General features: G+C 53.6%; 24 protein-coding genes and 3 pseudogenes. 10 read left to right on the top strand and 17 right to left on the bottom strand.

Going from position 1 to position 26,219, the window contains the following annotated elements; all coding sequences use genetic code 11:
• The first annotated feature begins 19 nt into the window (after window positions 1–19).
• The 3 genes from AB4O41_RS27740 (at window position 20) to AB4O41_RS27730 (ending at window position 2,005) form a co-directional block, all read left to right on the top strand.
• Window positions 20–982: an AraC family transcriptional regulator ligand-binding domain-containing protein gene (locus AB4O41_RS27740; RefSeq protein ID WP_460145484.1), complete on the top strand. Its 963-nt coding sequence runs from the start codon at window positions 20–22 to the stop codon at window positions 980–982.
• A gap of 280 nt (window positions 983–1,262) precedes the next feature.
• Complete coding sequence (locus tag AB4O41_RS27735) at window positions 1,263–1,775, top strand: type VI secretion system amidase effector protein Tae4 (protein ID WP_460145483.1); 513 nt, start codon at window positions 1,263–1,265, stop codon at window positions 1,773–1,775.
• Window positions 1,772–2,005, top strand: a complete 234-nt coding sequence (locus AB4O41_RS27730; protein WP_460145482.1) for a hypothetical protein — start codon at window positions 1,772–1,774, stop codon at window positions 2,003–2,005. Before AB4O41_RS27735 ends, AB4O41_RS27730 begins: the two co-directional genes overlap by 4 nt.
• Window positions 2,006–2,074: 69 nt before the next feature.
• Here AB4O41_RS27730 and AB4O41_RS27725 read toward each other — a convergent pair whose 3' ends face one another.
• Window positions 2,075–2,449, bottom strand: coding sequence for a tautomerase family protein (locus AB4O41_RS27725; protein ID WP_460145481.1), 375 nt, complete (start codon window positions 2,447–2,449; stop codon window positions 2,075–2,077).
• Between the two features lie 108 nt (window positions 2,450–2,557).
• Between AB4O41_RS27725 and AB4O41_RS27720 the strand changes: the two genes are divergently transcribed.
• Entirely contained in the window at window positions 2,558–3,451 is an 894-nt protein-coding gene (locus AB4O41_RS27720) for a LysR substrate-binding domain-containing protein (protein ID WP_460145480.1), read from the top strand.
• A gap of 246 nt (window positions 3,452–3,697) precedes the next feature.
• Here the strand turns inward: AB4O41_RS27720 and AB4O41_RS27715 are convergent, their stop codons facing one another.
• The 6 genes from AB4O41_RS27715 to AB4O41_RS27690 all read right to left on the bottom strand — a co-directional run bounded on the left by AB4O41_RS27715 (window position 3,698) and on the right by AB4O41_RS27690 (window position 9,874).
• Complete coding sequence (locus AB4O41_RS27715) at window positions 3,698–4,348, bottom strand: LysE family translocator (RefSeq protein ID WP_460145479.1); 651 nt, start codon at window positions 4,346–4,348, stop codon at window positions 3,698–3,700.
• A 92-nt stretch (window positions 4,349–4,440) separates the two neighbouring features.
• Complete coding sequence (locus AB4O41_RS27710) at window positions 4,441–5,322, bottom strand: phytanoyl-CoA dioxygenase family protein (RefSeq protein ID WP_460145478.1); 882 nt, start codon at window positions 5,320–5,322, stop codon at window positions 4,441–4,443.
• A 509-nt stretch (window positions 5,323–5,831) separates the two neighbouring features.
• Entirely contained in the window at window positions 5,832–7,427 is a 1,596-nt protein-coding gene (locus AB4O41_RS27705; protein ID WP_460145477.1) for a DHA2 family efflux MFS transporter permease subunit, read from the bottom strand.
• Entirely contained in the window at window positions 7,424–8,521 is a 1,098-nt protein-coding gene (locus AB4O41_RS27700; RefSeq protein ID WP_460145476.1) for an HlyD family secretion protein, read from the bottom strand. The genes AB4O41_RS27705 and AB4O41_RS27700 overlap by 4 nt, the downstream gene beginning before the upstream one ends.
• 95 nt (window positions 8,522–8,616) lie before the next feature.
• Window positions 8,617–9,030, bottom strand: coding sequence for a cupin domain-containing protein (locus tag AB4O41_RS27695; protein ID WP_460145475.1), 414 nt, complete (start codon window positions 9,028–9,030; stop codon window positions 8,617–8,619).
• A gap of 82 nt (window positions 9,031–9,112) precedes the next feature.
• Window positions 9,113–9,874, bottom strand: a complete 762-nt coding sequence (locus tag AB4O41_RS27690; protein WP_460145474.1) for an SDR family oxidoreductase — start codon at window positions 9,872–9,874, stop codon at window positions 9,113–9,115.
• A 244-nt stretch (window positions 9,875–10,118) separates the two neighbouring features.
• On the opposite strand from AB4O41_RS27690, the gene AB4O41_RS27685 reads away from it, so the two are divergent.
• Entirely contained in the window at window positions 10,119–11,708 is a 1,590-nt protein-coding gene (locus AB4O41_RS27685) for a winged helix-turn-helix domain-containing protein (RefSeq protein WP_460145473.1), read from the top strand.
• A gap of 131 nt (window positions 11,709–11,839) precedes the next feature.
• Here AB4O41_RS27685 and AB4O41_RS27680 read toward each other — a convergent pair whose 3' ends face one another.
• The 8 genes and pseudogenes from AB4O41_RS27680 to AB4O41_RS27645 all read right to left on the bottom strand — a co-directional run bounded on the left by AB4O41_RS27680 (window position 11,840) and on the right by AB4O41_RS27645 (window position 20,913).
• The gene (locus tag AB4O41_RS27680; RefSeq protein WP_460145472.1) at window positions 11,840–12,205 is read right to left on the bottom strand and encodes a hypothetical protein; all 366 of its coding nucleotides are present in this window, start codon (window positions 12,203–12,205) and stop codon (window positions 11,840–11,842) included.
• Window positions 12,202–14,976, bottom strand: coding sequence for an RHS repeat-associated core domain-containing protein (locus AB4O41_RS27675; RefSeq protein WP_460145471.1), 2,775 nt, complete (start codon window positions 14,974–14,976; stop codon window positions 12,202–12,204). Before AB4O41_RS27675 ends, AB4O41_RS27680 begins: the two co-directional genes overlap by 4 nt.
• Window positions 14,977–15,000: 24 nt before the next feature.
• Complete coding sequence (locus tag AB4O41_RS27670) at window positions 15,001–16,533, bottom strand: RHS repeat domain-containing protein (protein WP_460145470.1); 1,533 nt, start codon at window positions 16,531–16,533, stop codon at window positions 15,001–15,003.
• 452 nt (window positions 16,534–16,985) lie between these two features.
• A pseudogene (locus AB4O41_RS27665) lies at window positions 16,986–17,144 on the bottom strand (DUF6124 family protein); the annotation flags it as partial.
• A 176-nt stretch (window positions 17,145–17,320) separates the two neighbouring features.
• Window positions 17,321–17,890 (bottom strand): DJ-1/PfpI family protein, encoded by a 570-nt coding sequence (locus tag AB4O41_RS27660; protein WP_460145469.1) that lies wholly within the window; start codon window positions 17,888–17,890, stop codon window positions 17,321–17,323.
• A 265-nt stretch (window positions 17,891–18,155) separates the two neighbouring features.
• Window positions 18,156–19,584, bottom strand: a pseudogene (locus AB4O41_RS27655) (IS1182 family transposase).
• A 198-nt stretch (window positions 19,585–19,782) separates the two neighbouring features.
• On the bottom strand, window positions 19,783–20,394 hold the full coding sequence (locus tag AB4O41_RS27650) for a hypothetical protein (RefSeq protein WP_460145468.1): 612 nt from the start codon (window positions 20,392–20,394) through the stop codon (window positions 19,783–19,785).
• A 48-nt stretch (window positions 20,395–20,442) separates the two neighbouring features.
• Window positions 20,443–20,913: a hypothetical protein gene (locus AB4O41_RS27645; protein WP_460145467.1), complete on the bottom strand. Its 471-nt coding sequence runs from the start codon at window positions 20,911–20,913 to the stop codon at window positions 20,443–20,445.
• Window positions 20,914–21,438: 525 nt separating this feature from the next.
• Between AB4O41_RS27645 and AB4O41_RS27640 the strand changes: the two genes are divergently transcribed.
• The 3 genes from AB4O41_RS27640 (at window position 21,439) to AB4O41_RS27630 (ending at window position 23,313) form a co-directional block, all read left to right on the top strand.
• Window positions 21,439–21,843, top strand: coding sequence for a hypothetical protein (locus AB4O41_RS27640; RefSeq protein WP_460145466.1), 405 nt, complete (start codon window positions 21,439–21,441; stop codon window positions 21,841–21,843).
• 161 nt (window positions 21,844–22,004) lie between these two features.
• Window positions 22,005–22,499, top strand: coding sequence for a hypothetical protein (locus tag AB4O41_RS27635; RefSeq protein WP_460145465.1), 495 nt, complete (start codon window positions 22,005–22,007; stop codon window positions 22,497–22,499).
• A 547-nt stretch (window positions 22,500–23,046) separates the two neighbouring features.
• Window positions 23,047–23,313, top strand: coding sequence for a hypothetical protein (locus AB4O41_RS27630; protein WP_460148463.1), 267 nt, complete (start codon window positions 23,047–23,049; stop codon window positions 23,311–23,313).
• Here AB4O41_RS27630 and AB4O41_RS27625 read toward each other — a convergent pair.
• A pseudogene (locus AB4O41_RS27625) lies at window positions 23,257–23,463 on the bottom strand (transposase domain-containing protein); the annotation flags it as partial. The gene AB4O41_RS27630 and the pseudogene AB4O41_RS27625 overlap by 57 nt on opposite strands.
• 174 nt (window positions 23,464–23,637) lie before the next feature.
• Complete coding sequence (locus AB4O41_RS27620; RefSeq protein WP_095055732.1) at window positions 23,638–23,931, bottom strand: muconolactone Delta-isomerase family protein; 294 nt, start codon at window positions 23,929–23,931, stop codon at window positions 23,638–23,640.
• 107 nt (window positions 23,932–24,038) lie between these two features.
• On the opposite strand from AB4O41_RS27620, the gene AB4O41_RS27615 reads away from it, so the two are divergent.
• Complete coding sequence (locus AB4O41_RS27615; protein WP_460145464.1) at window positions 24,039–24,923, top strand: LysR family transcriptional regulator; 885 nt, start codon at window positions 24,039–24,041, stop codon at window positions 24,921–24,923.
• Between the two features lie 220 nt (window positions 24,924–25,143).
• Entirely contained in the window at window positions 25,144–26,184 is a 1,041-nt protein-coding gene (locus AB4O41_RS27610; protein ID WP_460148438.1) for an alpha/beta hydrolase family protein, read from the top strand.
• Window positions 26,185–26,219: the final 35 nt, after the last annotated feature.

Raw genomic sequence — 26,219 nt, 5'->3', positions numbered from 1 at the left:
CCAGGAGTCAGCCCTCCCAATGCGCGAAATGGACAGAATTGAGCTAGAACCGGCCAATCGCGCGCCACAGCGCTTTCATCGAGGCAGGCTGGGCCAAGTGCTGGAGCGCTTCCTTGACAGCCAGGTTTCCCGAAGAAGCACGGATTACAGCCTGATCGAACTGGATCAGCTTTGGCGCGAGGCGGCGCGCATTGATCCGGCGATCGGGTTAAAACTGTTTGCGCTGTTCACGCCTCAGGACTGGCACGTCCTGGCTTATCTTTGCCTGTATAGCCCCGATGTTTTGTCATCCATGCACCTTTGGGCTCGGTACGCACCGCTCGCATCGGACACAGACAATGTGAGGTTGGTGAATGACGAAAACGGCGTCGGAATCGAGCTGTGCGTCGACGCGCCAGGAGAGTTGGCGCGGTATGTCATCGAACACTACGGTGTGATGTCCATCGCGCAATTGCGACGTGGAACGGGGCAGGATGTACAGCCGATTCTGGCAAAATTCATGCATTCGCGTCCGTCGTATTACAAGCAATATGCCCAGTGGTTTGGAGACCGCATCGAGTTTGACTGCCCGGTTAACCGCTTCTATTTCCATGCGCAAAGCTTGAGCCTGCCGATGCAGACCCGTCATCACGGTATGTTGGAGTTATTGACTCAGGAACTGGATCGACGGATTGCCGCGCATCGCAACTTCAGCGGTTGGTCAGCCAAGGTTGCCGAAGGTGCGCGACGATCTCTGGCGAGAGGTGAAACTCCAAACCTGGACAATCTTGCAAAGGCGCTGCACCAGACGCCCAGAACATTACGCAGACGCTTGGAAGAACAAGGCACTACCTTCAGGCAATTACTCGATCAGATTCGGGCGGAACTGGAACTGCATCTTGAGTTGCAAGGCGAGTCGTTAACAGAGATTGCGGCTCAATTGGGCTACAGCGATTTGACTGCCTATCTCCATGCGCGAAGTCGATGGCGTGACGCTAAATAATCGGCATTTGCGAAACCGCTGAAAATCAAAAGAGCGCAGGCTTCGCCAGCTCCTACGCCGACCGCATGCACCTCTGGGGGACGTCATCTCCGTAGGAGCTGCCGCAGGCTGCGATCTTTTTTAACCGTTCGATTACTACCGTATCGACTATCCGATCGGCATAGTCTTCATTGGGGCAGGAACCTTCCGATTTTCCATGGACATCTGAGAGGTCTCTATCAGGCAATATGCCCCTCTGCTAGGCTAGCCGTCAGGATTAGGGCCACAGGGAGAAGGCAAGATGCTCACATTCGACAAGTTATGGAAAAGCCACCCAGAAATATTTGGAGACGCCGCTCCCTGCAGAACCAACGGCGCCAAGAATTTCAGTGATCAGTGTGCTATCAATCTCGGCGTCGCACTACGCCGGGCTGGTGCCGATCTCGGCAAACTCAAGAATGTCCGCCACTGTTGGCAACACCCCAAGAGCGAAGGACATGTATTGGCAGCAGAAGAAATAGCGCAGGCGTTAAGCCAAGCCAAAATTCCCGGCCTGCATGCCGTAAAAAAGATAACACCGAAGGACTTCGAGGATGATCTTGAAGGGCAGCAAGGCATCATTTTCTTCAAGGACTTCTGGCGCCGAGGAAACGAGACCATCGGCAATCGCAGCGGCGATCATATCGATCTATGGAACGGGCGTAGACTTACGGACTGGCTGAGCTACCCTCGTATTCAGTTGGGATTTTCCATTGAGGGCAGTTTCTCCGACTATCACGAGTCGAAGGAAATATGGTTTTGGAAGGTCATATGAAAATTGTTAAAGGGATATTGTTCGTCATCCTTATCGTTGCCTTGGCCGTCGGGGCGTTCAATTTGATATTCGTGGCAGTGTCTGATTACTTTGGGCCGTTCTACGAAGGTGATACGGACCAAAGTCGAAACTTTGCAATTTGGTTTTTGGGTAATCTGGGGGTTGGGGTGCTTTCGGTTGTTATGGGTGTTGTTTTATATCGGCGATATCTACGCAGGGCATCTGTTTGAATGAACGACTTCGGCACCGATGGTGGTGAACGACCGGTGCCCTCGTGCTGTTGCCCACCTGATAGAAAACTAGTTGCCCCGTCCGCCCCCAAATGACCATTCATCTGCCGCGGTAGTGGTAATCACCACCATGACGTCCTCAGAGTCGATACCCGGCGCTCGACTCAGTCTCTCGACCAGGTTGCGATAGAAACGCTGTTTCGTCTCGATGTCTCGAGGGCGACCGGCAGTAATCGCAATCAGCACAAAGTCATAGCTGCGCGGACCGCCCAGGTAGCCGGGATCAAATATCAATTCGCCCACTTCATGTTGGTGAATAACCTGGAACCGGTCGGCCATCGGCACTTCGAAACTTTCTACCATCGCGTCGTGCAGCCCCTCTGAGAGGGCCTGTAAATACTCGGCAGACTTTCCCCGGTGCAATGAAATACGTGCAAATGGCATAACGGTCTACTCCTGAAAAACCCACTGACAGGAGAAAACTATCAAGTCGCGATAATTCCGAATATCCGATTTAATGGCGACCATAGTCCTGAATTAGTGGATGATTCGATGCGCCGTCCGACCTTCGATCTTGATGTGCTGCGTACTTTCGTGACCGGTGTGGAATTCAACAGTTTTGCCAAAGCGGCGGATCGGCTCAATCGCTCGACGTCTGCCGTGAGCGCACAACTCAAGAAGCTTGAGGAACAGATAGGCACGCCAGTGCTGTCCAAATCCGGACGAGGGCTGGTGTTGACGCCGGCGGGTGAGACCCTGCTCAGCCATGCCCGCCAACTGCTTGAAATGAACGACAGCATTTTCCAGACCCTGCACGAAAGCCAGACCGCCGCAACAGTACGTCTGGGGCTGCAGGAAGACTTTGGCGAACACTTTCTCAGCGACATTCTGCGACGCTACGTCAAGATGTACCCAAGGGTGAGCCTCGAAGTCAGGATCGCGCGTAATACCGAATTGCTTGCATTGATCGACAGCGGTGGCCTGGACCTGGCCCTGACGTGGGACACAGGGCACAAGTCGCCTTATGCCACGCGCCTGGGTGAAACGCAGATGCACTGGATCGGGTCTCGTGACATGCCATCGCTCAACTGCGATGTAGATTCTCCCCTGCCATTGATCATGTTCGACGCCCCTTGCGTGTTGCGCAGCGCGGCAACCCAGGCACTGGATGAGGCGCGGATTCCATGGCGAATAGCGCTGACCAGCCCCAGCGTTGGTGGAATCTGGGCGGCCGTTGCCGCCGGTTTGGGCCTCACGTTGCGAACCCGCATTGGGCTGCCAGGACATCTCGCCGTCATTGCTGGCCTACCCACACTGCCGACCCTCGGCTATGTGCTTCACCGTGGAGCAGAATACCTGCCGCCTGCCACCCGACAACTGGCTGCGTTGATACAAACCAGACTGGAAGAGCAGGCGTTTAGTATCGCTGGAGGCGCTACCGTTTGATGCTGTCTACAGTAGGTCTGCTTCTGGCCGATTTCCCGCCGCGAAGGGCTGCGACCATAGCGGTCGCTTTGGGCGGCTTTATTGGTGTGACTGAAAAATACAGAAAAACCTGGTACGCAGTAAATGCCGTAACCAGGTGATATAAAGCGTGTATTGCTTTGATCCGTTTCTCTCTGTTGCGAGATAAAAAAGTCACCTGAATGAGATTAGAAATTTATATCTCGAAGCAGACAAAATCCGAGGATTTCACACGCTGTCGACCATTAAGCTAAAGTTGATGGAGAAAATAAGGGCTGCCGAGAAGCAGATAAATACAACTCCCCCAATTCTATTGACGATCAAAAAGCCCCTGCCAAGAGAAACTTTTTGTCGTGCTGAGGTGGCAATATAGCCATAGGTGAAGTGAATCAAGAACACCAGTGCGCAAAACGTGGACGCCAACAATGTGAATTGAGGAACGAACGGTTGGTCTGCCTTTATGAATTGCGGAAAAAGAGCCATGAAGAAAACGATTGGCTTGGGGTTAAGCATCGAAATGAAAAAACCCTGCCTGAATCGGGCTATCACACTGGGGGTGTATTCAGAGTGTGTTATTTCAGTGAGGTTATTTTGAAGTTTCGGCTTGGATCTCAGGAGCTTTAATCCAAGGTAGATCAGGTAACCCGCTCCCATTAGTTTAACGACGTTCATCATCCAGGCAGAGCTGGAAATAATCGCCCCCACACTGCTTGCCGCAATGATAGAAATCCCCCCCATACCAAGGGTCACTCCAAGAATTCCAGGCAAAGCATTCTTCAGTCCATAGGTGAGTGAATTAGTTAATGTCAGTAACACCCCAGGGCCCGGACTGGCGATCGTCAAGCATGATATCGTCACGTAAAAAAGATACTCTTCCACTGTTTATCTCCACGCAAAACAAAAGAAGGGCACAAGCCCTTCTGATTATTCAACTTGTTTTTGAAATTTTTAACGAACGGTATTTTTGACCTTCAAAGAACGGACTGTCCACAAGAAGTTCGCCATGTTCCTTTGCGACTTCTAAGTGAAAGCGCGTCGGCCCCGAGTATTTGAAATGTTCGCGGGGGAATTTCAAGGTCATGAGCGCGACGATAGTCATAGGTACTGGTGTCGCAGAAGAAGCGCATGACAAACGCTGCGCGAGAGCTTACGGGGCCTTCCTGCAGCATGATGCTTCGGTGAATGACATTCTTGTCGAAAATGAGCGCATCACCCACCTCGAATTCGTCCTCAACAGCAAAGTGATTCAGTAGCTTTTTAATTGCTGGGTCATTCAAAGGACCATCACGAAGGTGCACGAACTCATCGATGGTGGTCTCCTCGCCTCGCTCAATACGTTCCGAAAGGAGTTGAAAAATCGAAGGATCGACGTGTTCATACATGAACGCACCCGATACGGCGTCTTTTGGGACATACGCCATACCGCCTCGTTGCCCTTTAGGGTCGATATTTACCAAAGGAGCCCAGATTGTGCAGCCATAATCTTCCGCTTGGTGATAGCCGAAACTTTGCGTACCGATATGCCAAGGGAAACCCTTGTTTTTCATCTTTTCAAGCTCGAAGGAAAGAGCTTGGGCAAAAAACATGGTTTTACCCGTCAACATTTTCATGACATGTTTGAAGTGATCATCTTGAATAACGCTGGCAATCATCGGATCGCCATCATACATATCAAATGCCAAACGGCTAAAGCCGCTCTGATATTTATCAGTAGGCGTGGAGATTCGATCACCAATGGTTGACGTCAAATAACCGGTTATGTCTCTATTGTAAAAACCTTTGAGAAAAAGAAAGCCCTGCCTCCGAAACTTCATCACCTGATCTTCGGTTACTTGAAAACTTTCGTTGATCATTACAACTCCATGATGTGGTACAGGACATTTTCGTGTGCTATTAAATCCTACTGATTTTCCATTCCCTCAGGCGCCGCGCACTGTAAAGTGCCCGCAGGGATGCGGGATATAAAAAATCAGGTAGAAAATTTTATTGCCAGAATTCTAGGGTGTCTGAATAGCGGCAATTAGCATATGAGATGTCATTCCTTTCACTGATACAGCTCCCTTAATGAGAAGTTCCTCTTCTCATTAAGGGAAAGCCTAATATGCTAAAAATGTTTTGTAAACATTTTCTGAATACAAGATTCACCGGAGACTCGTCCCAAAAGCAATCTGGTACTAGCTGAAACAAGTGTTCATCGCCCCAACGGTCCCGCACCACCAGCTTTGGACATCGAGATAAAGCAAGCATGAGCAACCCAGCGGTAAAAGCAATCCTTGCAAAATCAGGACTCATTGAAAAGTACGGAATCCCCTACGGTAATTGGTGACTGTAGGGGCTGTCGAAGCTCGGGCCGAGGTCTGTCTTATGTGAAAGGTCCCAAAACGCGCACTTTCTCGTATCGCGAGAAGCCGACCTTGATGCCGACCAGAACGGGGGCAGCGATTACAAAAAGCAGAGCCACTGCGATGAATCCTGTGTCGAAGGCAATCACCGTGGACTGACTTGTCACTGACCGGCCCAGAAGGCTCGTCGCTGCCCGGCCAGCGGCCACTGCATCCATTCCTTTCGCGTTCAGCATGGCTGTCGTGGTCATCATTCGTTCGATGACCGCAGCCCCGCCTGGGGTGACGTTGGCGCCGAGGACCACGGCATTGGTGACGACGTTATGGTCGATCAGTGTCTGGAGCCCTGCGACGCCAATAAGGCCACCTAACTGGCGACCCGTATTGAAGAGGCCTATTCCGCACGCGAGGTTTCGGCTGTTGAGGTGGCTGAAGGCGATCAACGTGATCGATAGAAACAGGAAGCCAAGCCCCAGGCCGCGCAACAGGATGGCTGCCATCATGTCGTCCGCGCCGCTTTCGCTGGTCGAACCGGACAGCATCCACATCGCAACCATGATCATCAGGATGCCAAAGGGCACCGTGGCGAACGGCGCAACACGGCGGGCCTGCATGAGCCAGGCAGATATGAGCAGCGCGCCGACAAAAAACGCGCCGCTGGGCAACAGCAGCTGACCGGCATCGGTCGGCGTGAACCCGAGGACCGACAGGGCGAACGCCGGAATCAGGAACGCGCTGCCGAACAAAGCGGCGCCGGCGACAAAACTGACGATAAAGGCGAAAGAAAAATCGCTCGATTTGAACAGAGTGAAGTCGAGCATCCCCTGCCCTTTGGCCAACACTTGTTGGCCGAGAAATGCCAGCAGAGCGGCTACGCCGATCACGGTTAGCCACAGGATGCGAGGCTCCTCGAACCAGTCCCATCGACTGCCTTGGCTGAGAACGTAGGTGAAACAGAACAGAGTGGCAGAGATCAGCGAGAAGCCGATCCAGTCAAAAGGACGGTGCCGGACTTTGGCGGGCATTGGGCCGTCTGCGATCAGCACAAGTCCGGCAGCCGCCAAGGCAATCGGCACAACGCTGAAGAAGATCCATGTCCAGGATTGACTATCGATCAACCACCCTTGAAGCGCCGGGGCGAGCGTTGCGGGCGCGACAACGGAGCCCATGGCAAACAGCGCTTGAAGGATGGGTTGATGGGACCGCGGGTAAGCGCGAAAGATGATCGCCTGCCCCCCGACCAGCAAGGTGCCGCCGGCGAAGCCCTGAATAACCCGAAGTGCAACCAGCAGATCCAGCCGAGCGGTGATGGCGGCAATGCCGCACGCCAACCCCATGACCAGGGTCGAACTGATGATCACATGACGCGCAGCGAAACGGTTCATCAGCCAGGGAGCGGTCATGAACCCGATCAGCTTGAGCGCGATGTAGCCGATATCCAGCCAGGCAAATTCATCTGGCGTTGCATAGGTGTCGCCGATGATGTCACTGCGTCCGAGCGACAGAACGGTGCTGGCAATCGCTTCCGTCAGCGTGGCAAGCACGATGCCGGCAATGAGCAGGACACCAGTCGTAGCGTTGGCGTTGCTCCGCGTGGCGCTGGCAACCGTGTTCATGAGCCCTCCCCTTGCGCAACCTCGACACGCGCGGACAGACCAGGGACGATACGACCCGGCAACGGGTTATGGGCAAGGAGGATCTTTACCGGAACCCGCTGCACGACACGCACAAAGTTTCCTGTTGCATTGTCTGTGGGGAGCAAGCTGAACGCCGACCCGCTACCCGGCGCAAAGCTGTCGACCACGCCTTCAAGCGCCTCGTTCGGGTAGCCGTCGACCGTGATGCGCACACGCTGACCGGGCCGGATATGTTCGAGCTGGGTTTCCTTGAAGTTCGCCACGACCCACACATCATTGACCGGCACGATATCGAGCAACGAAACACCCGGCGTAACGAACCGGCCGACGCGGACCTGACGGTTACCGATAACACCATCAACAGGCGCGTGTACCACGGTGCTGTCGAGATCGATCTGGGCCAGATCGCGCGCGGCCTGTGCCTGCGCCACAGCAGCAACGGCAGCTTCTCGCTGGGCCACAAGGACGGCGATGCGTTGCTGTTGAGCCTCGACCGTTGCCGAAGCGGCCGAGACCGTCGCCTCGGCTCTGGAACGTGCCGTGCCGGTTTCATCGACGAGGGCTTGGCTGACCGCGTTGCTGACGATTAGTTTGCGGCTACGCTCATCGGTCTTGGTCGCCAGATTCATCTGCGCGGCGGCCGAGCGTCGCTGGGCTTCGGCCTGTCGAATCAGGGCACGCTGAAGCTGGGTTTCGGCATCGACATGGGTCAGGCGAGCCTCGGCAGCGCTGACATTGGCCACTGCCTGCGCAAGCCGTGCGCGATAGTCCCGATCGTCAATCCGGAACAGCACGTCACCCGCCCGGACGGTCTGATTGTCGTCCACTTCTACCGCCGTGACATAGCCGGCAACCTTGGCCGCGAGCGAGGTGAGGTCGCCGCGCACATAAGCGTTATCGGTGGAGGTCGCACCGCTCGAAAGCGCCAGGGCCCATCCGCCAGCCAAGACCACCACGGCGCCGATGCACAGCAGGATGCCGATCATCTTTCTCTTGCTTTGCCGCACCACCATGACAGGGATCTCGGCGCTTGCGCCGGTGGCAATGGCGGCCTTGTCCTGAAGCGCGTTCATGTTCTTGTTTCCTGTTCAAAGCCTGGGACTACAGCAGCCACGGGCGGTAGTGGCCTGCCGCCGGGCTGTCGAGCATTCATGAGCGCGTGATCGGCTTACTTTTTGATAGGTGTAACGAGCGTCTTTTCATCGGTGTCGAGGACGAACACGGCCAACAGGCGTGCGGGTTGTGTGTCGCTGGCATTGGCGCTGACTTCGTGCACGGAGCCCGGCTCCTCTACGAAGTTTTCGCCGACGTTGTAGATCTTTTCCGGCTCGCCTTTAACTTTGATGCGAAACGAGCCCTCAAGCACCGTTGCATAAATGAAGGCCGTTTTCGGATGGGTGTGGGACGGCGACGCGGCGCCCGGCCCGTACTCGACCACCACGCCCTTCATGCTCTTGCCAGGGATGTTGGGAATGGGCCGGTCGAATACGACCGTCACCTTGCCTGCGGGCGGCTCGGCGGCCGACGCTGCGCTGATCGACAGCGCTGCGAAGGCAGCGGCCAGAAGATATCGGGTAAACATGGCAATGCTCCTTTATGCGTGTGTGTTGTGATGGCTCGGCCCGTTACCGAGCCGACGCTTTCCTGATGTGTCTTGGTTAGCCTCAGCGCCCCGCTTGGGCCGTCGACTGACCGAGCCAGTCCTCGAAGCGGATCGCGCCCAAGCGCGGGTTCTTGCCGGGTGTCAGCGATTGATCGTCGAGCACCGAACCGAAGTAGCGCGCGTGCACGTCCGGCACGACCTTGCGCGTGTCCTGAGTGGCCCGTAGGAAGCGCCTGACCAGTTCGTCGAGCGGCATGGCCTCAGGACCGGCGACTTCGACCGTGCCATTGACCGGCGCTGCCAGCGTGACCTCGGCGAGCGCCGCCACCACGTCGTCGGACGCCATCGGCTGGATCAGCGCCGGCGACAGGCAAATCTCCTCGCCGACGGTGGCCGCCTGTGCAATGCCGCCGACAAACTCGAAGAACTGCGTGGCACGCAGAATGGTGTAAGGAATGCCGGACGCCTTGATGAGGTTTTCCTGTGCGACTTTGGCCCGGAAATAGCCATTCTCGGGGAGCCGTTCACTGCCGACGATCGACAGGGCAACGTGATGGCGAACGCCAGCAGCCGCCTCGGCAGCCAGTAGGTTACGGCTCGACGTTTCGAAGAAATCGAGAACGGCCTGGTCTTCCCACGAAGGCGCGTTCGCCACGTCGACGACGATATCGGCGCCATCCATCGCCTGGGCCAGGCCCTCGCGGGTGATGCTATTCACGCCCGTGCTGGGGGCGGCTGCGAGCGCTTCATGACCGCGCTCGCGGAGGATATTCACAAGTTTCGATCCGATGAGGCCGGTGCCTCCAATGACGACGATCTTCATGGTTTCTCTCCGCTTCTCGACGACAACCATTGCCGTCGATGTAGATCGAGAGTGCCAGCGCGTGCCAGGAAAGTCCTTGTGCCGGCCTTGGGTTTGCCTTCAAGGAAGCTTGGTTTTTCGTCCAAAGACTGGCGTCCCTCGCTGGACGGTGCAGCGGATTACACGCTGTCGTATTATTCGATACCACTCACTAATCGCCCGCTCGGACACGGAGTCGGGGGCACTCGACCAGGGGATTCTCACCTTGCCATTCGTGTTTGAAGACTACGTGCTCGATCAGCAGCGCCGGGAACTGACCTTGCGCGGGCAAGTCGTGGCCATCGGGCCGCAGGTCTTCGACCTATTGCTACAGCTCGTCAGCAACAGTGATCGCGTCATGAGCAAGGACGACCTGCTCAACGCCGTGTGGAGCGGTCGGATCGTGTCGGAATCGACCATCACCAGCCACATCAATGCGGTGCGCAAGGCCATCGGCGATACCGGCGAGGAACAGCGCCTGGTGCGCACGGTTCCCCGCAAGGGCTACCGCTTCGTCGGCGAGATCAAGGTGGATGAAGTCGGGGAAACGCGACAGCCTGACATCGAAGAGCCCACGCCCGTGGACCTGAAGCAAACGGCTCCACCCACGCTCGTCCTGCCGGACAAACCCTCCATTACTGTCTTGCCCTTTCAAAACCTGAGCGGCGATCCGGAGCAGGAGTATTTCGCCGACGGCATGGTGGAGGACATCATCACCGCCCTGTCGCGTATCCGCTGGCTGTTCGTCATCGCCCACAATTCAAGCTTCACCTACAAGGGGCGGGACGTGGACGTCCAGGGCGTCGGGCAGACACTCGGCGTGCGCTACGTGCTGGAAGGTAGCGTGCGCAAGTCCGGGAACAAGGTACGCATCACCGGGCAGCTCATCGATGCGACGACCGGGACGCATATCTGGGCCGAGCGCTTCGAAGGCATGCTCCACGACATCTTCGAGCTGCAAGATCAAATCGCCGAAAGCGTCGTCGGCGCCATAGCACCGCAGCTGGAACGAGCGGAAATAGAGCGCGCCAAGCGCAAACCGACAGAAAGCCTGGACGCTTACGACTATTACCTGCGCGCAATGCCGAAACTGCACAACGGCACCCGCGACGCCATCGAGCAAGCGCTGCCGTTGTTCTACAAGGCCATCGAGCTCGATCCAGAGTTTGCATCGGCCTACGGCATGGCAGCCTGGTGCCACTTCTGGCGCAAGTTGAATGGCTGGATGACCGATCGGCCTCGAGAAATCGCCGAGGGCGCACGACTTGCGCGTCTGGCAGTGGAACTCGGCCGGGATGATGCGGTGGCGCTGACGCGAGGCGGACATGCACTTGCCCATCTCGCCGGCGATGTCGATGGCGGCATTGCCCTGCTCGACAGGGCACGCCTGCTCAACCCCAACCTCGCCCCCGCCTGGTTCCTCGGCGGTATCCTGCGCGCACTGCGCGGCGAAACAGACGCCGCCATCGAGCATCTGACCCATGCCGTTCGCTTGAGCCCACTGGATCCGGAAATGTTCAGGATGCAGGTCGGGATGGCGCTCGCCCACTTCGTCGCCGGGCGCTTCGATGTCGCTTCAGCCTGGGCGGAAAAGGCGCTGGGTAACCTGCCCTGCCTCCTCGCATCGGTTGCCCTGATCGCGGCCAGTCATGCGCTCAGCGGACGCATGGACAAAGCGAAGCAGGTGATGCAGCGTTTGCATGAGCTGGATCCGTCTTTGCGTGTTTCTAACCTGAAGGACTGGCTGCCAATTCAGCGGCCTGAGGATTTTGCGCGGTTTGTTGATGGGTTGCGGCTGGCTGGGTTGCCTGAGTGAGCCCATGGATCGCTTACTAACTAAGCACTCAGCAATTATTTAGCGAGATAGCAAAGTAAGGATCCATTGTTACGCGCAGAAGTGTTAGAGCCAAACACATAGATATATTGGCATCTAATATTTCAATACTTTCACTCTTTACAACTTGCAACTATCATATCCTCAAACTCACTTATTGAGATCATATAATATTTTTCTCCGTACCGCACAACCCCATCCCGATCAATAAAAATCGGGCGCCCCAAATAGGATATTTCAACCCTCGTATTGTTCGGCTCATATTCAATTTTTGCTACCTGCTCACTGGTGAGCAACGACTTTATCCCGGCGACCGATATAAAACCTTGCTTATGAGCACGATGCGCGATAGTTTTTTCACTTTCCGGACCATATAGCTCCCGATCAAAAGGGATATAGCGCACTTCCACGCACTCCTGCGCGAAAACGCTAATACAACACAACATTCCGAAGAAAAAAATAAATGGCTTAAAAATCATAGCAACCCACCTTCTGGAGCAAGTTCATATTTTGTACGTCTTGGCAAATGCAGTTGTTCGCGGATTGGATTTTCATTTTTATTAATATTGTTCATTCTTCCCAGACCATCATCCCAGGTCTTTGTGGCTGCATGACCAATTTCATGTCCCAGGATTGTTACGGGATCGGCCCTCATTATCCCTTGTTCTGTATAAATCAATGGGCTAAAGCCAGGATCAATCCTGATAGTTCTTCTCGAGCCTTCATAGAACGCAGAACCTCCTGCATCAGTTGTAGTAATCGTATACGTTTCAGGGCGCCGCTCCAAAGTTTGGCATATTTTTTTACCGTGCTTGGCCGCCCTCAATCTGTCATACATATTTTTTACTTTCTGAATATCTTTTGCTTGATCATCAAACAAGACCTTTAACCCATAAAAATCAAAGTATTTAAGGGGATTATCTGCCACATACACATACGTATTAACCCCACCATTGAGTCCGATCGGATCGGTCTGCACATAGCGGCCCAAGTTAGCATCGTAGTCCCGAAAATAATTGTAATACAGCCGTGTATCCTCATCGTATAACTGCCCCGGCAGTCGCAGGGGAATATGTGTCGCGTTACCATTACCATCCACGTCTTCGTTGGGTGACGCAAAACCATAGGCGTCGCTGTTCCAACTCCAGACCACGGTCTTCTGATTGGTAGCCAGACGTGGTGTGTTCAGATGGTCCGGGTGCAGATACACCATTTCCCAAGTGCTGGACACTCCTTGGCTGAAGCCTATTTCTACTTGTGCCAGAGGTAATTCATCCAGCCAAATCCAGTAGCGTGCCCGCTGCCGCTGTCCCGTGGAGTTATAGTCTGATTGACCTGACAGCTCGCCGTTCGGGCCATATAGATAACTGCTTGTACTCTCTAACACGCCACTGAGCGGGTCATATGCCAGTTTCAGAGTTCGCTGGCCTAAGTCGTTGTAGTAGTAGTCTGCGACTTTCTGAGTGTCTGCTTGATAGACGGAGCTCATACGTCCGTTGTCATCGTAGACATAACGCAGGCCATTGGCATGCTGCAAGATATTGCCGGTCGAGTCATAAACCAGCGGCAAGTTATTGACCGTATCCAGACGATTACTTTGCACAGCGACTATGGCTTGTTGGGTGTCACTTACCGTGCCGGTCACAAGATCGGTGGTAATTCGTTTAATGCGGTTGCCGACTGCGTCAAGGACGTAGTCCTTTTGTGTATCAACGTTCCGCTCGCGCGTCAGGCGATTCAGGGCGTCATATTCATACTGCCTGGAGCCAAGCACGTTGCTCTGCTTGCTAGTGACGTTGCCGACTGCATCATATACGTACTGGGTTTTCCAGTTACCCATAGTTTGCGCCGATAGCTGGTAATCCTGATCATAGGTACGGGTTAGACCCCAGTCGTTACTCCAGGTCAGCTGCTTGATCGGGCCAAAAGGCATGTAAACGATGTCATTAGCGACGTTGTATGACTGCCCCCTAAACGTGAGGTCGACCGCAACTACCTGGCCATCAGCATTACGGCTATACACCACCGAAAGCTCATCGGGGTAATCTTGCTGGATAACCCGACTGGACTTATCGTAAAAGTATGCGAGGACATCGATTGAAGTCAGACCTGCTTGGTTCAATGTACGGTCTTGCGAAACTAGACGGCCACTATCATCGTAACGAAAGGTCACTGTCCCCACAGCGTCGTGCCGGGATGTCAAGCGGCCCACCCCCTTATTGCCGCTTACGGTCTGATCGTAGGTGTAGGAGACGTTCAGTGCCGGAGTTGCCGGATACGATTGGGCGATCAGTCTATTTAGTGCATCGTAACGATAGGCGGTTATCACCCCTCGGGCATCAGTCTTTTGTGTGACATTACCGGCTTCGTCGTAGGTAAAGTTAGACGTGCCTTGGTTAGGGCTGCGCGCCTCCAGCATCCTCCCTTGGCCGTCATAAGTGTATTGTGTCGTAACACCTCGAGCGTCAATCAGTTGCTGAAGATTATCGTCCGCGTCGTAATTCAATGCAGTGATACCGCCCAGTGCATTGGTGACTTGTGCAACACGCCCCAAGGCGTCAAAAGCCAAAACCGAGCGCCGTCTCCGGGCATCGGTTCTCAGGGTGAGCTGATCATTGAGGTCATAGCCATAACGGGTTATTTGCCTGTTGGCACCGACTGAAGTCAACAGACGGCCTAATTCGTCATAAGTCCGCTGTTGCTGACGGGCAAGTTCACCATTGGCATATGTGGTGGACGAATATGTCCGATTGCCCATGGCATCCAACGTGTAAGACAGGGTTTCACCCAGACTGTTGGTCACACCGACCAGTCGTCGAGCATCGTCGTAAACGTAAGCCAAGTAGCTGGCGTCCGGTGCTGTGACAAGGGTGACATCGCCAACGGCATTGTAGGCATATTGCGTCGTAGCGCCGGCCACATTGCTAGACGCCAGCCAGCCTTGAGGGGTGTAGGTCAGAGTGGTCACCACCCCGTTCGGATCTGTGATGCTTTGCGGACGGCCAAAACTGTCAAAGTTGGCAAGCATCGTCACCTGTCCAAGGGCATTGGTGACACGGGAAAGGTTGCCCTGTGCATCGTAGGTATAGCGGGTAATATCTGCGACGTCGGTTCGAGGTCCGTCAACGCTGGCCACCTGCCCCAAGGCGGTATAAGTGTAGTTAATGGTAGTTGCATGCGCGGACAGCACCTGCAAGGTACAAGCGAAAGCCGTCGACATGATGCCGATGCGCAACGTGGAAAGGTGCATGATCAGATCCTTCTGATAGTGCTATCAATGGGAAGTCGTCTGCCGACTTAACTCTCGTCCTCGGTCGTCGTAGCTGTACAACGTAGTTCGAGTAGGCTCTATAACTCGGGTTGGTAAAAAGTGAGTCTGATCCCACTCGGTCGTAATGGTGCGGGCCAGACTGGTGCCACTGGCCTCGGTGCGACTAGTTTCCAAACCACGATCGTTATAGGTATAAGTGGTGATTAGACCTAAAGCATCAGTCCTGGAAAGTATCTGGCCACGATTGTTGTATGTGTAGCTGGAGTTGCTAGACGGGCAGTTTGCAGACTTCAACCCTTTGACACTAATAACGCGCCTTAATCCAGCAATTATTTCATAGCTATACTTGACGCTCCTGCCAAACTCATTAATCACCACTGATGATTTGCTGGTGTATTTTAATTGCGTTTTCCCAACCCCGCCGATGTGCTCACTTGAAATTGCTCTACCCTTCTCGTCATATGACCAACTTGCGAAGCGCACACCTCGCTCATCGGTTATCCCAGTCAATAATTTTTTATTTCGTGTATCTTCGTAGTGATAAGCGCGCATTGATTCATGCCCGTCATATTTCTTCCTAACGGACAATAGCGTTTGCGCAAAATCATATTCATAAACAATCTCTGTCAATCCAGAGGTCACCTTTAATGGCTGATAAGGGGGGAACTTAGAAAGCTGCACATCCACGGAGTCACCTATAGAAGTGACCACTTTCAACTTATTCGAACCCACATAACTTATTATCTGCTCCACTCCTAAATACGGCCAGAGCTTTATTAGACGACCGTTATCATCGAAGGTGTATCTATCGTTGGTATGATTAGTGTATTGCCACCCATTCTCAACCCTTACAATGCGACCCAACTCAGTTAACTCAGGAGAAGCCGTATCTGCCACCCTATGGAATATGGCCTGGCGACCGTCTGACAACGTAAGTAAAATCTGAGTGTTAGTAATATTTAGCGTTGAGCTGTATGTATTTAACCACAAGCCAGACAAGCCATTATAATATCTTTGAAAAACCATTGACCTCCCAACATAATCAGTCTCAAATTGAAACTTATTCCCATTAGAAATATTTATTGGATTCCCCACCGACCCAGCCGGACCGTTACAGTTGATTTCGTTATCAGGCTCACCTAACTGCTTCCTGACAATCAATGAATTCGACTGCTCGCACTCACCAAAATAAGCATTTAACGATTTACCTGCGTCACAACTTGTGCCTTGTCGGTTTGTTTGTAGTAACCCGGAAGGAAGCACAAGCATCTGGCCAGCACTATTATAGTAAGTAGCGGAATTGCATGAATACGTACGAGGAGTGCCGTCAGAAGTCGCATTTAGCTCCTGCAAAACTATACTGTTTTCGACATATGTATTATCCGTATTAGCCATTTGGTGCCGCGCGGCGGCTTCGCAAGCAGTGTACGCATCAGAAAACTTTGGAAAATTCGAAGATTTCACCGGCCTGCCATACACGGCATTATAGAACGAAGTCCAATAATAATTTTCAGCATTGCTACCAAAGGAAACCAAGCATAGTGCCATACATGTAAAATTGCATCCTATCAATCTCACAGCCACCTCCACCCAAATAAAAACGCTAGCATTTAAAACGATCAATACAAAATCTGATTTTGTATTGATCTGTTACTAGAGCGAGTCAGGCACAGCTCAGCATCATCGCGAAACAGTTATATCGTAATCAAGGCTTGCGGCTTTTCCTGCGCGCGTCTTATGAAGTTAATCAACCATCTCCAACTTGTCGTGCCGCACTCCGCCAAGAAACCAATCAGCAGATCACTACGAACTTCCAATATGCCACTATTTTTTTCCTGCGTGAGCTCGGTTCATTACACGTAAACCAAAGGAAAATCTGGATAAGTTCAATGACTTGACGATATCAAACCCAATCAAATAAAGCCCACTGACTGTGACTGGTCCAGTGGGCCTTTTTACTGCGTGACGCGTTGAAACAACTCCCTCACCTATTCCTGCGGATCTACCTGATCCAACACCCGATTCACCGACAACTCTGCCAAGGAAATCATCTGCTGGATGGTTAGCGCCATGTTACATTGCGGGCCGGTGAGACTGAACGCCAACTCAATGGCTATTACGTTGGCGGAAGCGAGGGTTTCGCAGCTGCAAAAAAGGGGGCCAAAAAAAGGATTCCCTACTGTAGGAGCTGCCGAAGGCTGCGATCTTTTGATCTGAAAAAAACCCCCGCCCTATCTAAATGGGACAGAGCGTCTTACTACACATCACGCTGAAACAACCCCCCTCACCTACTCCTGCGGATCTACCTGATCCAACACCCGATTCACCCGTGTTCCGCTGCCAACATTGACCTGAACTGAGAAATGATCTCTGAAGATAGTCCGGCAGCTTCGAACACTGCGCAGGTGAAGCTAACGGGCGCAGGGCCTGGAGCAGTTATGATGCGGTCTGCAATCACAGCTACTGGACTGCTTCGATAAAGCGCGTGCCCTTCATAACCTACGACATTCTGTTGTAAGAAGTCAGCGCTGTTCGAGGTATGAGGAACCGTGTCGAGAAGCCCGGCCCTCGCAAGTGCCAGCGTTCCCCCACAGATACCGGCAATTGTCGCTCCACTTGAACGACTCGCATGAAGAAAGTCCCGAATGTCCGGTGCATCTGCATGCTCCCAGATCATTCCACCGATAACGACGACAACGTCCGGCTTCCAGTCCAGGCATTGTTGCAAGTTGCTATCCACTGTTACAGCCAGTCCCCCCTGCGAGCGAAACTGCCCCGTAACAGAGGCGAAAAACCTGACGTCGATCCCGTAAAACGGGGACGCGGTCCCTGCAATGAAAGCGTATTCCCAGTCCGCAAAACCGGGTGTCAGTATCAAGCCCACACGTGCCATCAGTCAGAATCCTCCATGAATGCCAATAACATATGGCGACAACAAACAGACATCAAGAGCTGCATTGGGTCGCTTTCTGACGGTCGTCGTGACAGGCAGCTATCGGCCCAGAGTGTGTAAAAACGCTCATGGCCTCATCGTCTTGGATCATCGACGTTCGTGGCTGAACGATCGCAAGGCAAATGCTGCGTGTCGCATCAGTCGCGACTTGGAACACGTCAATGCTGTTTTTACAGCCTCTGGGATGGGCCAAAATCAGCCTTTTTTAGGCCGACAACGCCTTCATCAAACCGTTAGCACCGATGATTTTCATGACCCGTTTCATGTTGTAGGCGAGCACATTTAAACTCATCTCCGCACCCACCCCGGCCAGCTTCCGCGTCAGGAAGTGCGTCGCACCCATCCATTGTTTGAGCGTCCCGAAGGGATGCTCAACAGTCCGTTTTCGGACTCGCATCATCTCCGGTGCATTGCTCAGCCGGGCCTGCATTTCCTCTAGTACAGCTTCATGTTCCCAGCGTCGAATTCGTCGTTCCGTGCTCGGGGTGCACTGCGATTTCAACGCGCAGCCCCGGCATTTCGAACTCCAGTAACGATGCACCTTCAGGCCTTTTTCAACGTAGGAATAGTGCCAGATCAACGCCTCTCCAGCCGGGCAAATGTATTCGTTTTTTGCCGCATCATAGATGAAGGCATCGTTATTGAAACGCCCGTCAGCCTTGGCTCCAGAGGTCATCGGTTTGGGCACATAGGCGGTGATGCCGGCGTCGTGACAAGCGAAGATTTGTTCGCTTTTGAAATAACCTCGGTCAGCCACTACCGACAGTATCTGACGCCATCGCCTCGCGGGCCTGCTTGGCCATTGAGCTGAGTTGATCGCGGTCGGAACCGACGTTGGTCACCTCATGCGCAACGATCAAATGGTGCTGCGTATCGACCGCTGTCTGCACGTTGTAGCCAACGATTCCCGTGCCGCGCGTCATCATGGAGCGGCTGTCTGGATCGGTCAGTGAGACCTGTTTATCCGGCGATTCATTGAGCTGGATTTCGATCGCCTGAAGCTCTTTCATTTGAGTTTTAAGCTTGGCGATTTTCTCTTCCAGCCGCACGGCACTGGGCTCGGAAGCTGTTGGTTCTTGCCGATCGGCAGCATCGAGTGCCGTCAGGTAACGATTGATACTCGATTCAATTTCTTCCATTCGCCGCTTCAGTTTGGCGCTGGTGAAATTGCGGTCGCGGTTGTTGACCGCTTTGAATTTGCTGCCATCGATGGCGACCAGATGTTCTCCGAACAGTCCCAACTGCTGGCACAACACAACGAACTGGCGACAGACGCCTCGGATGGCTTTGCTGTTGTCTTTTCGGAAGTTGGCGATCGTCTTGAAGTCCGGCATCAAACGCCCGGTCAACCACATCAGTTCGATGTTGCGTTGGGCTTCTCGCTCCAAACGTCGGCTCGACTGGGTGCGGTTGAGATAGCCGTAGATGTAGATCTTCAGCAAGATCGCGGGGTGGTAAGCAGGCCGGCCAGTATCGGCTGGAATGACACCTTCAAAACCCAGAGTGACCAGGTCGAGTTCGTCGACGAAGACGTCGACTACGCGGACCGGATTGGTATCGCTGACGTAGTCGTCGAGGCTCTCGGGAAGTAAGGTGCCTTGGCCTCGATGTTCACCTTGGATAAAGCGCTTCATGGGCGATCCCTGCGATGAAATCCTCAGAAATCATAGCAAGGGTTTGCGGAGGCGTTTTTACACACTCTGGGCCAGAAGCGGTCATCCGGAGGCTTTCACGAAACCAGGGGCAATTCACCGCCTGTTTCCAGCGTTTTGTACCATTCATCGGCTGCAGTTGCGGTCCGTTGGCGGCGGACAAAGCCACATCGTCCGGTGTTATTGCACCCTGCACAGCCCTTTTCCAAACACATCCGTGGCCTTTGTATTGGGCCAGCCTGGAAATTGCAGGTCATGGGACAGGTTCGTTATCGCCACGTTGGCCAGGAATGGGTGAGCCTTTTTGATATCGATAACGGCCTTTGCAAAGTCGTCACGATTGGAAAGACACATCGTCAGCGAGTTTGCGTGGAAGTTGCCAATATAGACGGCGTCCCCAGGCTTGACGCTGAAGACCAGCGGTTTTTTCTGATCGGCACTGAACCCGTCATAAAAACGGTAGTACCAGTGGGTGACTTCATAGGTGCCCGCAGGTACTTCGTAAACGAAGGTGTTGCCCATGATATGCGTGGTGCCACGAATTTCGTTGTTCTGGTCCAGCGTAGTAAGTGCGATGCGCGTCGCTTTCGCTTGGGGGGCCGGATCGTGGTATTTGAGCAGTACATTCAGTCCGTGGGGCTGAGTGAGAAACCCCTCGGAAACAAAACCGACAACAATGGCTTTTTGGGGATCGATGGGCTTATGTTCATCAGCTCGATCAATCATGTTAGAAGCGGTGACGCAGCCGCCCAGCGATAGAATCGCGGCGAGCGCCAATATCCACTTGTTCATCCTTTATTTCCTTGTGGTGAAATTGCGATCCGGCAGGGTATGCCTTGGTCAATCGTTGGTAAGAAACACGGTGGTCTGCTGGCCTTCTTCGACAACGATTCGTCTTGTCAGCGAATTCATGTCGACCACGCTCCAGATGAAGTAGGCGCCTGCCGGTATTGCGTCAAATTGGAATTCGCCTGAGCTGTTGCTGTGTGTGCGACGGGTGAGCAGATCAATTCTGGGGTCAAATCGATCCGGCAATCGAATACCATCCCGTTCGGCCTGTTGCCGCTTTTCTGTGTAGGGCGTTGCCGGCCACAGCAGCATATTGCTGTTGTTGCCATAGCGTATTTGGCCTCTGCGGTCCGTGAAGAAAAGCTTCCCTGAAATAGACCCGGTACCTGCTTCTGATTGCGCCAGCATCAGTTGTGCGTATTCGACTTCGGGCATCGGGGAGATGGGTCTGAGTTCATTGTTTGTAGCGCATCCGGCCAAGGTCAGTGCCAGCAAGGCGATGGTAAAGCGGCGTGCAGCCATCAGAAAGCTCCATTTGTTACACGACTGATCGTGCTCGGTACTGTTCAGTTTCGGAGCGTTTTGCTGTGTGAGTCAGGGGATTAGTACCGGCATCCGCAACGGCGTCACCGGACGTGCCTGCTTTGCCACCCTCCACTTTAGGAGCTACTGCGCCGCACCCCGCAACCATTAACGAAATGGCAATAGCGACGCTGAAAATCAGCCAACGTATATTTTCAGTTTCTTGAGTTTTCGAATCGAATAATCTTATCGCGAGCGGCCATTAGCCATCAAATTAATTAAGTATAAAATCTGAATGGGCTGAATGGATCAAAGGTGACCGGCCGCTGTGGGTCGACTTCTGCCCTTCGCGACAGGCAGAAATCGGCCAAAAGCAGTCCGTCGCGATCAGAAACGTTTGACGACAACGCGTCGCTCTCGCACTCTGTTTTGCCCCCTATTTCTTCACTAGGCTTCCCTATGTCATTCGCGACCGTAGTACTGCTCAACTCCTGGCCACAGCCAAGTTCGTCGCCCGAACCCGTCGTGTTCGCCACGGACACGCAACTATGTTTACGGTATTGCACCGCCGGGGAAGAAATAGCTGTAATCCATTTCCCCCTAATAGTAAAAATTCAGTTCGGCTTACCAAACGACGAGGCTTTGGGCGGTCATCCGCTTATTGGACTTGGCCTCAAGTATTACCAAGTTCATCGAATAGATAATTCGCCGTGGCTAGCGGAGCTTGAGCGAAGAAACGCCATTCATCCGCGACACGATAAACAGCGGTTTCTTAAAGATGCCATCCATTATGTCTTTACGTTTCAGGACTCCACCCTGGAATGCGTCGTAATTGAGGGGCAGTTCCGGCATCCAAAAATACAAGTCTTTACCTCGGAGCAGAAGGCAAGGGATGTCTGGCGCCAACTTATGAATGAGGTGGACGCATGATCCCTAATACTCGGGTGTGGATGACGGCTAGCCGCCCTTCGTGGAGGGCTGCAATCGATCACTGTCGGTAAATATTGCCTTGGCCATTAAGTCTGCTCCGTGCCGGTCGATAACAGATTCAACTATCTATTTTTTCTAATTTTCTTGATTTAGGTGCCAATTTGATTAAGCCCATTCAGATCGGGTGTCTAGTTTTATTGAGCGGCTGCGTTGGTCATTACCAGCAACCAGCGCCAGCAGCGGCGCATGCGACACTGGACGCAAAGTGGGGTAATAACAATCTTATGAATGGAGGCGTCCAAGCCTACTACGCATTTTATGATAGCCATTGCCTCGACACAGAAGAAACTGGCGTGCTGGGTGCAATTTCAGCGTCGAAACCGGAAGTTAATCAATTTTTTGTCAAGCCAAATAGGCGCATCTATTTACACGCCTTCAGCTCGGGAATAGTAAACCGCAAGACAACTGATGAACCAGTATTTAGTAGGAGCTGTTTGAGCATTGGTAGTTTCATCCCCCAAGCCGGAACAACCTATCAGATTAGCCACTCAGCCCCAGACTCCGGTTGTTCTTTAAAGGTGATCGATAATAAAACAGGGATAGCTCCTGATACCTATATTGTCGAACCAGTTACAAAAGAATGTGGGTTAAACTAGAACGGGCTTATGGGGCTCTAGGCTAACCCACATAAAAATAGGCGTTCACTAGGATGTATCCGACGGGCTGCTTAGGGTCGGTTAGCGACCACCACGCACCGTGACTGATCCACCCTTGTCCTCCCTCAACGTGGAGGACAAACCATGAAGATCATCCTGCATCGGCAACCTCTCTACGAAAGTCGTTAGGTTCAGCGGTTGTTACGGAGTGCCCATTGGTTCGCGCAAATGGACGGAATCCGTGTGTCAGTCCGCACTTGGCCGTTTTTGACTATCGGCTAAAAGCAGTCATTGGCACACCAGGTCAAAGTGAAAGTAAGCGGTAGGCCATCACACCTTCTCAACTAGCAACAGCTGGTATCGTTGGTCGATCCCGCTATGATGCTGGGCTTAGATCACGACTGTAGATAAAGCTATGCCAAGGTTGTCATTCGCCGTCAGAGTTTTGTTTGCGTGTTGCCTTTTTGTCGCCACCGCTAATCACATCCGTGCAGATGCTTTACATGGTTTGCTCTGGGACTACGGATACGGGCCTAGCGCTTATTTGGTGAGCCGTATTTTCTGGGGGGGGCTTACATTTTTTGACCCGCTCGCAGCTCTGCTCCTGTTCCTCAAGCCAAGAGCCGGAATTGTGCTTACGGCAGCGATCATCTTGGTCGACGTAGCTCATAACACTTTTTACGTCGCATTGAAGCAGCAGTGGCTGGAGCCGTTCTACCTGTCCCAAGTGGCGTTCCTTATCATTGTATTCCTGCTGTCACCCATCGCTTGGCGCAGCCCTATTCGAGACGCTGCAATCACCAGTCCAGTTTGAGCGTGATTCACTCCACTGATGCGGCGGCAACTGATCTATTTCACGCGCCCGCTGCGTCGGCAGCCGCGTCAGCACGTCCTTCAGATACGCATACGCATCATGACCATTCAGCCGCGCAGACCGGATCATGAGTTTGATCCTGTCGGCGCGGCTCAACGGGCGCCTACCGACGCAACGGGCAAGTGATATTGCGCAGCTGCTGCCGCATAGGTGGCAACCGGTTTAGTGACGCAAGACGGGAGGCCCGGACGCATACCCTAGTTTGACGAATTGCATCGAGTGCCTCCTTGGGCTCTGTACTAAATATTATCGGACGAAGAGCGGTTACTGAATTCTTGGGCCAAATCCACCATAAGGTTTCAACGGTACAACAGAAGTAACTTCCAGCATCCCGGAATTTACCAGTGGCAGCGTTGCCAGCTTTTCCCGAACGGCAGTCTCGTTTTCAGCTTCAACCAGTAGGCAGGCGCCACCCATGTCACCACGGTGCCAGATGTTACGGATAAATCCCTCCAGATAGAGAGCCCTGGCACGCTGAGCTTCGGCTTCGAGATGAGGCGCAAAATCCGCATCGGAAAAACGCTCCGAGACTCGACGCGAAAGCGTGATGAACTGCATATATATATCCCCTTCAAGGCGTTCGTCGTTTAAACAGTTCACGGATAATTGCAAAAAATACTATTCTGGTCCAAGACGCGTTCTACATGACTTGAGACCCGATTCACATGACCTTAGATCTTCGATTGCTTGTTGCGTTTATCGCTGTCGCTGAAACTGAAAATGTCGGTCAAGCCGCCAGCCGTCTACATATCTCGCAGTCGCCTTTGAGTCGGCAAATCATTCAGCTTGAAGCGCAGCTCGGCCTGAGGTTATTCGAACGCGCACGTCAGCGCATGCGCCTGACTGACGAAGGACGTCTTTTCCTTCAGGAGGCGCGCAGCCTGGTCGCCCATGCATCTGAAGTCGAAGCAGCGGCGCGCAGTATCGCTCTTGGTGAGACAGGCCATATTGCCGTGGGTTATGTCGAAGCGGCCATGCACTCCAATGTATTACCGCGTGCCCTTGCGGGTCTGCAATCAGGCCATCAGGCTGCTACCTTCGAACTCCGTCCCATGGGCTCCTCAGAACAATCCGAGGCCCTGCTCGGTAGAGCGCTCGATTTCGGGCTGGTTTATTCAGTTCCTGAGAGCGCAGACCTAGAGTCCATGGAGGTTTCAAGCGAAGCGCTACTGCTTGTTCTGGGAAAAAGACATGCTATGGCCACGCAAGCGAGCATTGCTCCTCAAGACTTGAACGGGGAGCGTTGGGTTGCCTTGGCCCGGTCAAAAAATCCTGCGGCCCGCCAGCGTTTTCTTGAGAACTGCTCCGCTTGCGGTTTCTTGCCTGACATCAAGGTAGAGGCGGATGACCTGCTGGCAGCCTTGCGGCTGGTGGCCTCAGGTTTGGGCATTACCTTTGTCCAGGCGAGTCTTCGGGATTTTCTTGCAGATAGCGTCATATTTCGCGAGCTGCCCTGGTTTCCTTCACGGGTCAGGGTCTATGCCATCTGGCGCAAGGACGACCCCAAGCCGCTTGTCGCGACGCTCCGGCAGGCGCTCTTGGCGGCCTAGCATTAATTCTGCAAGGACTAGATTCAACTCCATCTCCACATGAGGACTTGCGTGCCTGCGTGTTGGAGCCAAACGCACGCATTGGCCGTTTTGCCGTAAGCGCCCGCCGAAGGCATCTTGGCTAAGCTATTACAGAGTTACTGCCGCATAAATGGGCGACCGTTTAACTATGCAAGGTGTGTTCCGCGGACGCTTACGTTCAATCAAGGAAGAAACGACATTGAAAATTGCTTTCGGCGCCCTATTGTTGACCTGGCTGACGACTCTCGCATTCGCTGACGAGAACCCCGTCGGCTTCCAATCTTCCACTCTGCCAGACTCGCACAATGACCGCTCACTGGAGATGGTCGTTTGGTACCCCGGTGCAACTGCCACAGCCACGCATTTGATCGGCGATGATGCGGTGTTTGTCGGTGCTTCTGCTATTCGTAACGCGCCGCCAGCTGCTGGCAAGCACCCATTGTTGGTGCTCTCCCACGGGTATAGAGGCAACTGGAGCAACCAGATCTGGCTTGCCAGTGCTCTGGCCCATAGGGGTTATATCGTCGCTGCAATCAATCACCCTGGCACCACGACCCATGACCGTAGCCCTCAAGCAGCGGCGCAGTTGTGGCTGCGGCCCGTTGATGTGCGTCGAGCCATTGATGCGGTCACGACTCAACCTGAAAAATTCGGCTTGGTCGCCAATGGCCGAATTGCAGTGGTGGGCCATTCACTCGGCGGCTGGACTGCCCTGGAGATCGCCGGTGCTCGTTTCGATCCAGACCGCTTCGCCCATGACTGCAAAGCCCACCCGCAGTTATCAAGTTGCACCATCTATGAAAAGATAAACCCCGCCAGCACCTCAGAATCAAAGGCCGCATTGGCCGCCGATTTGCGCGATAAACGCGTCACTGCGGTGGTTACATTGGACTTGGGCCTTTCACGAGGCCTGACCGATGAAAGCCTGGCCGCGCTGCCGGTACCAGCGCTGGTGATCGCTGCCGGCGCACCGTCGCGCGAGCTTCCCGCCGAGTTGGAGTCTGCCAACCTGGCCAAACGCCTGCCTGCGGCGTCAAGCCGTTACGTCGAAATTAGCGACGCCAGCCATTTCAGCTTCTTGTCGGTGTGCAAACCTGGCGCGGAGCTAATGCTTGAAGAAGACGTACCAGGCGATGGCATCATTTGCCGGGATGGCGACAATGCTCGCTCGCGTGGGGTGATTCAACAGCAGATTGCATCGCTGATAGCGGAGTTTCTTCAGTCCAGAAGCGAACTGTAGACAGATAGCCGATACAATCGCCGCCGTTATTGCGT

Source organism: Pseudomonas sp. S2_A02 (genome assembly GCF_054668495.1).
This window is presented reverse-complemented; position numbering and strand designations above follow the sequence as displayed.

Bases quoted from the DNA above. Each gene is read 5' to 3' on its own strand.
- AB4O41_RS27740 (WP_460145484.1), top strand. From the start codon at position 20: ATGCGCGAAATGGACAGAATTGAGCTAGAACCGGCCAATCGCGCGCCA.
- AB4O41_RS27735 (WP_460145483.1), top strand. From the start codon at position 1,263: ATGCTCACATTCGACAAGTTATGGAAAAGCCACCCAGAAATATTTGGA.
- AB4O41_RS27730 (WP_460145482.1), top strand. From the start codon at position 1,772: ATGAAAATTGTTAAAGGGATATTGTTCGTCATCCTTATCGTTGCCTTG.
- AB4O41_RS27725 (WP_460145481.1), bottom strand. From the start codon at position 2,449: ATGCCATTTGCACGTATTTCATTGCACCGGGGAAAGTCTGCCGAGTAT.
- AB4O41_RS27720 (WP_460145480.1), top strand. From the start codon at position 2,558: ATGCGCCGTCCGACCTTCGATCTTGATGTGCTGCGTACTTTCGTGACC.
- AB4O41_RS27710 (WP_460145478.1), bottom strand. From the start codon at position 5,322: ATGATCAACGAAAGTTTTCAAGTAACCGAAGATCAGGTGATGAAGTTT.
- AB4O41_RS27705 (WP_460145477.1), bottom strand. From the start codon at position 7,427: ATGAACACGGTTGCCAGCGCCACGCGGAGCAACGCCAACGCTACGACT.
- AB4O41_RS27700 (WP_460145476.1), bottom strand. From the start codon at position 8,521: ATGAACGCGCTTCAGGACAAGGCCGCCATTGCCACCGGCGCAAGCGCC.
- AB4O41_RS27695 (WP_460145475.1), bottom strand. From the start codon at position 9,030: ATGTTTACCCGATATCTTCTGGCCGCTGCCTTCGCAGCGCTGTCGATC.
- AB4O41_RS27690 (WP_460145474.1), bottom strand. From the start codon at position 9,874: ATGAAGATCGTCGTCATTGGAGGCACCGGCCTCATCGGATCGAAACTT.
- AB4O41_RS27680 (WP_460145472.1), bottom strand. From the start codon at position 12,205: ATGATTTTTAAGCCATTTATTTTTTTCTTCGGAATGTTGTGTTGTATT.
- AB4O41_RS27675 (WP_460145471.1), bottom strand. From the start codon at position 14,976: ATGCACCTTTCCACGTTGCGCATCGGCATCATGTCGACGGCTTTCGCT.
- AB4O41_RS27660 (WP_460145469.1), bottom strand. From the start codon at position 17,890: ATGGCACGTGTGGGCTTGATACTGACACCCGGTTTTGCGGACTGGGAA.
- AB4O41_RS27650 (WP_460145468.1), bottom strand. From the start codon at position 20,394: ATGAACAAGTGGATATTGGCGCTCGCCGCGATTCTATCGCTGGGCGGC.
- AB4O41_RS27645 (WP_460145467.1), bottom strand. From the start codon at position 20,913: ATGGCTGCACGCCGCTTTACCATCGCCTTGCTGGCACTGACCTTGGCC.
- AB4O41_RS27620 (WP_095055732.1), bottom strand. From the start codon at position 23,931: ATGCAGTTCATCACGCTTTCGCGTCGAGTCTCGGAGCGTTTTTCCGAT.
- AB4O41_RS27615 (WP_460145464.1), top strand. From the start codon at position 24,039: ATGACCTTAGATCTTCGATTGCTTGTTGCGTTTATCGCTGTCGCTGAA.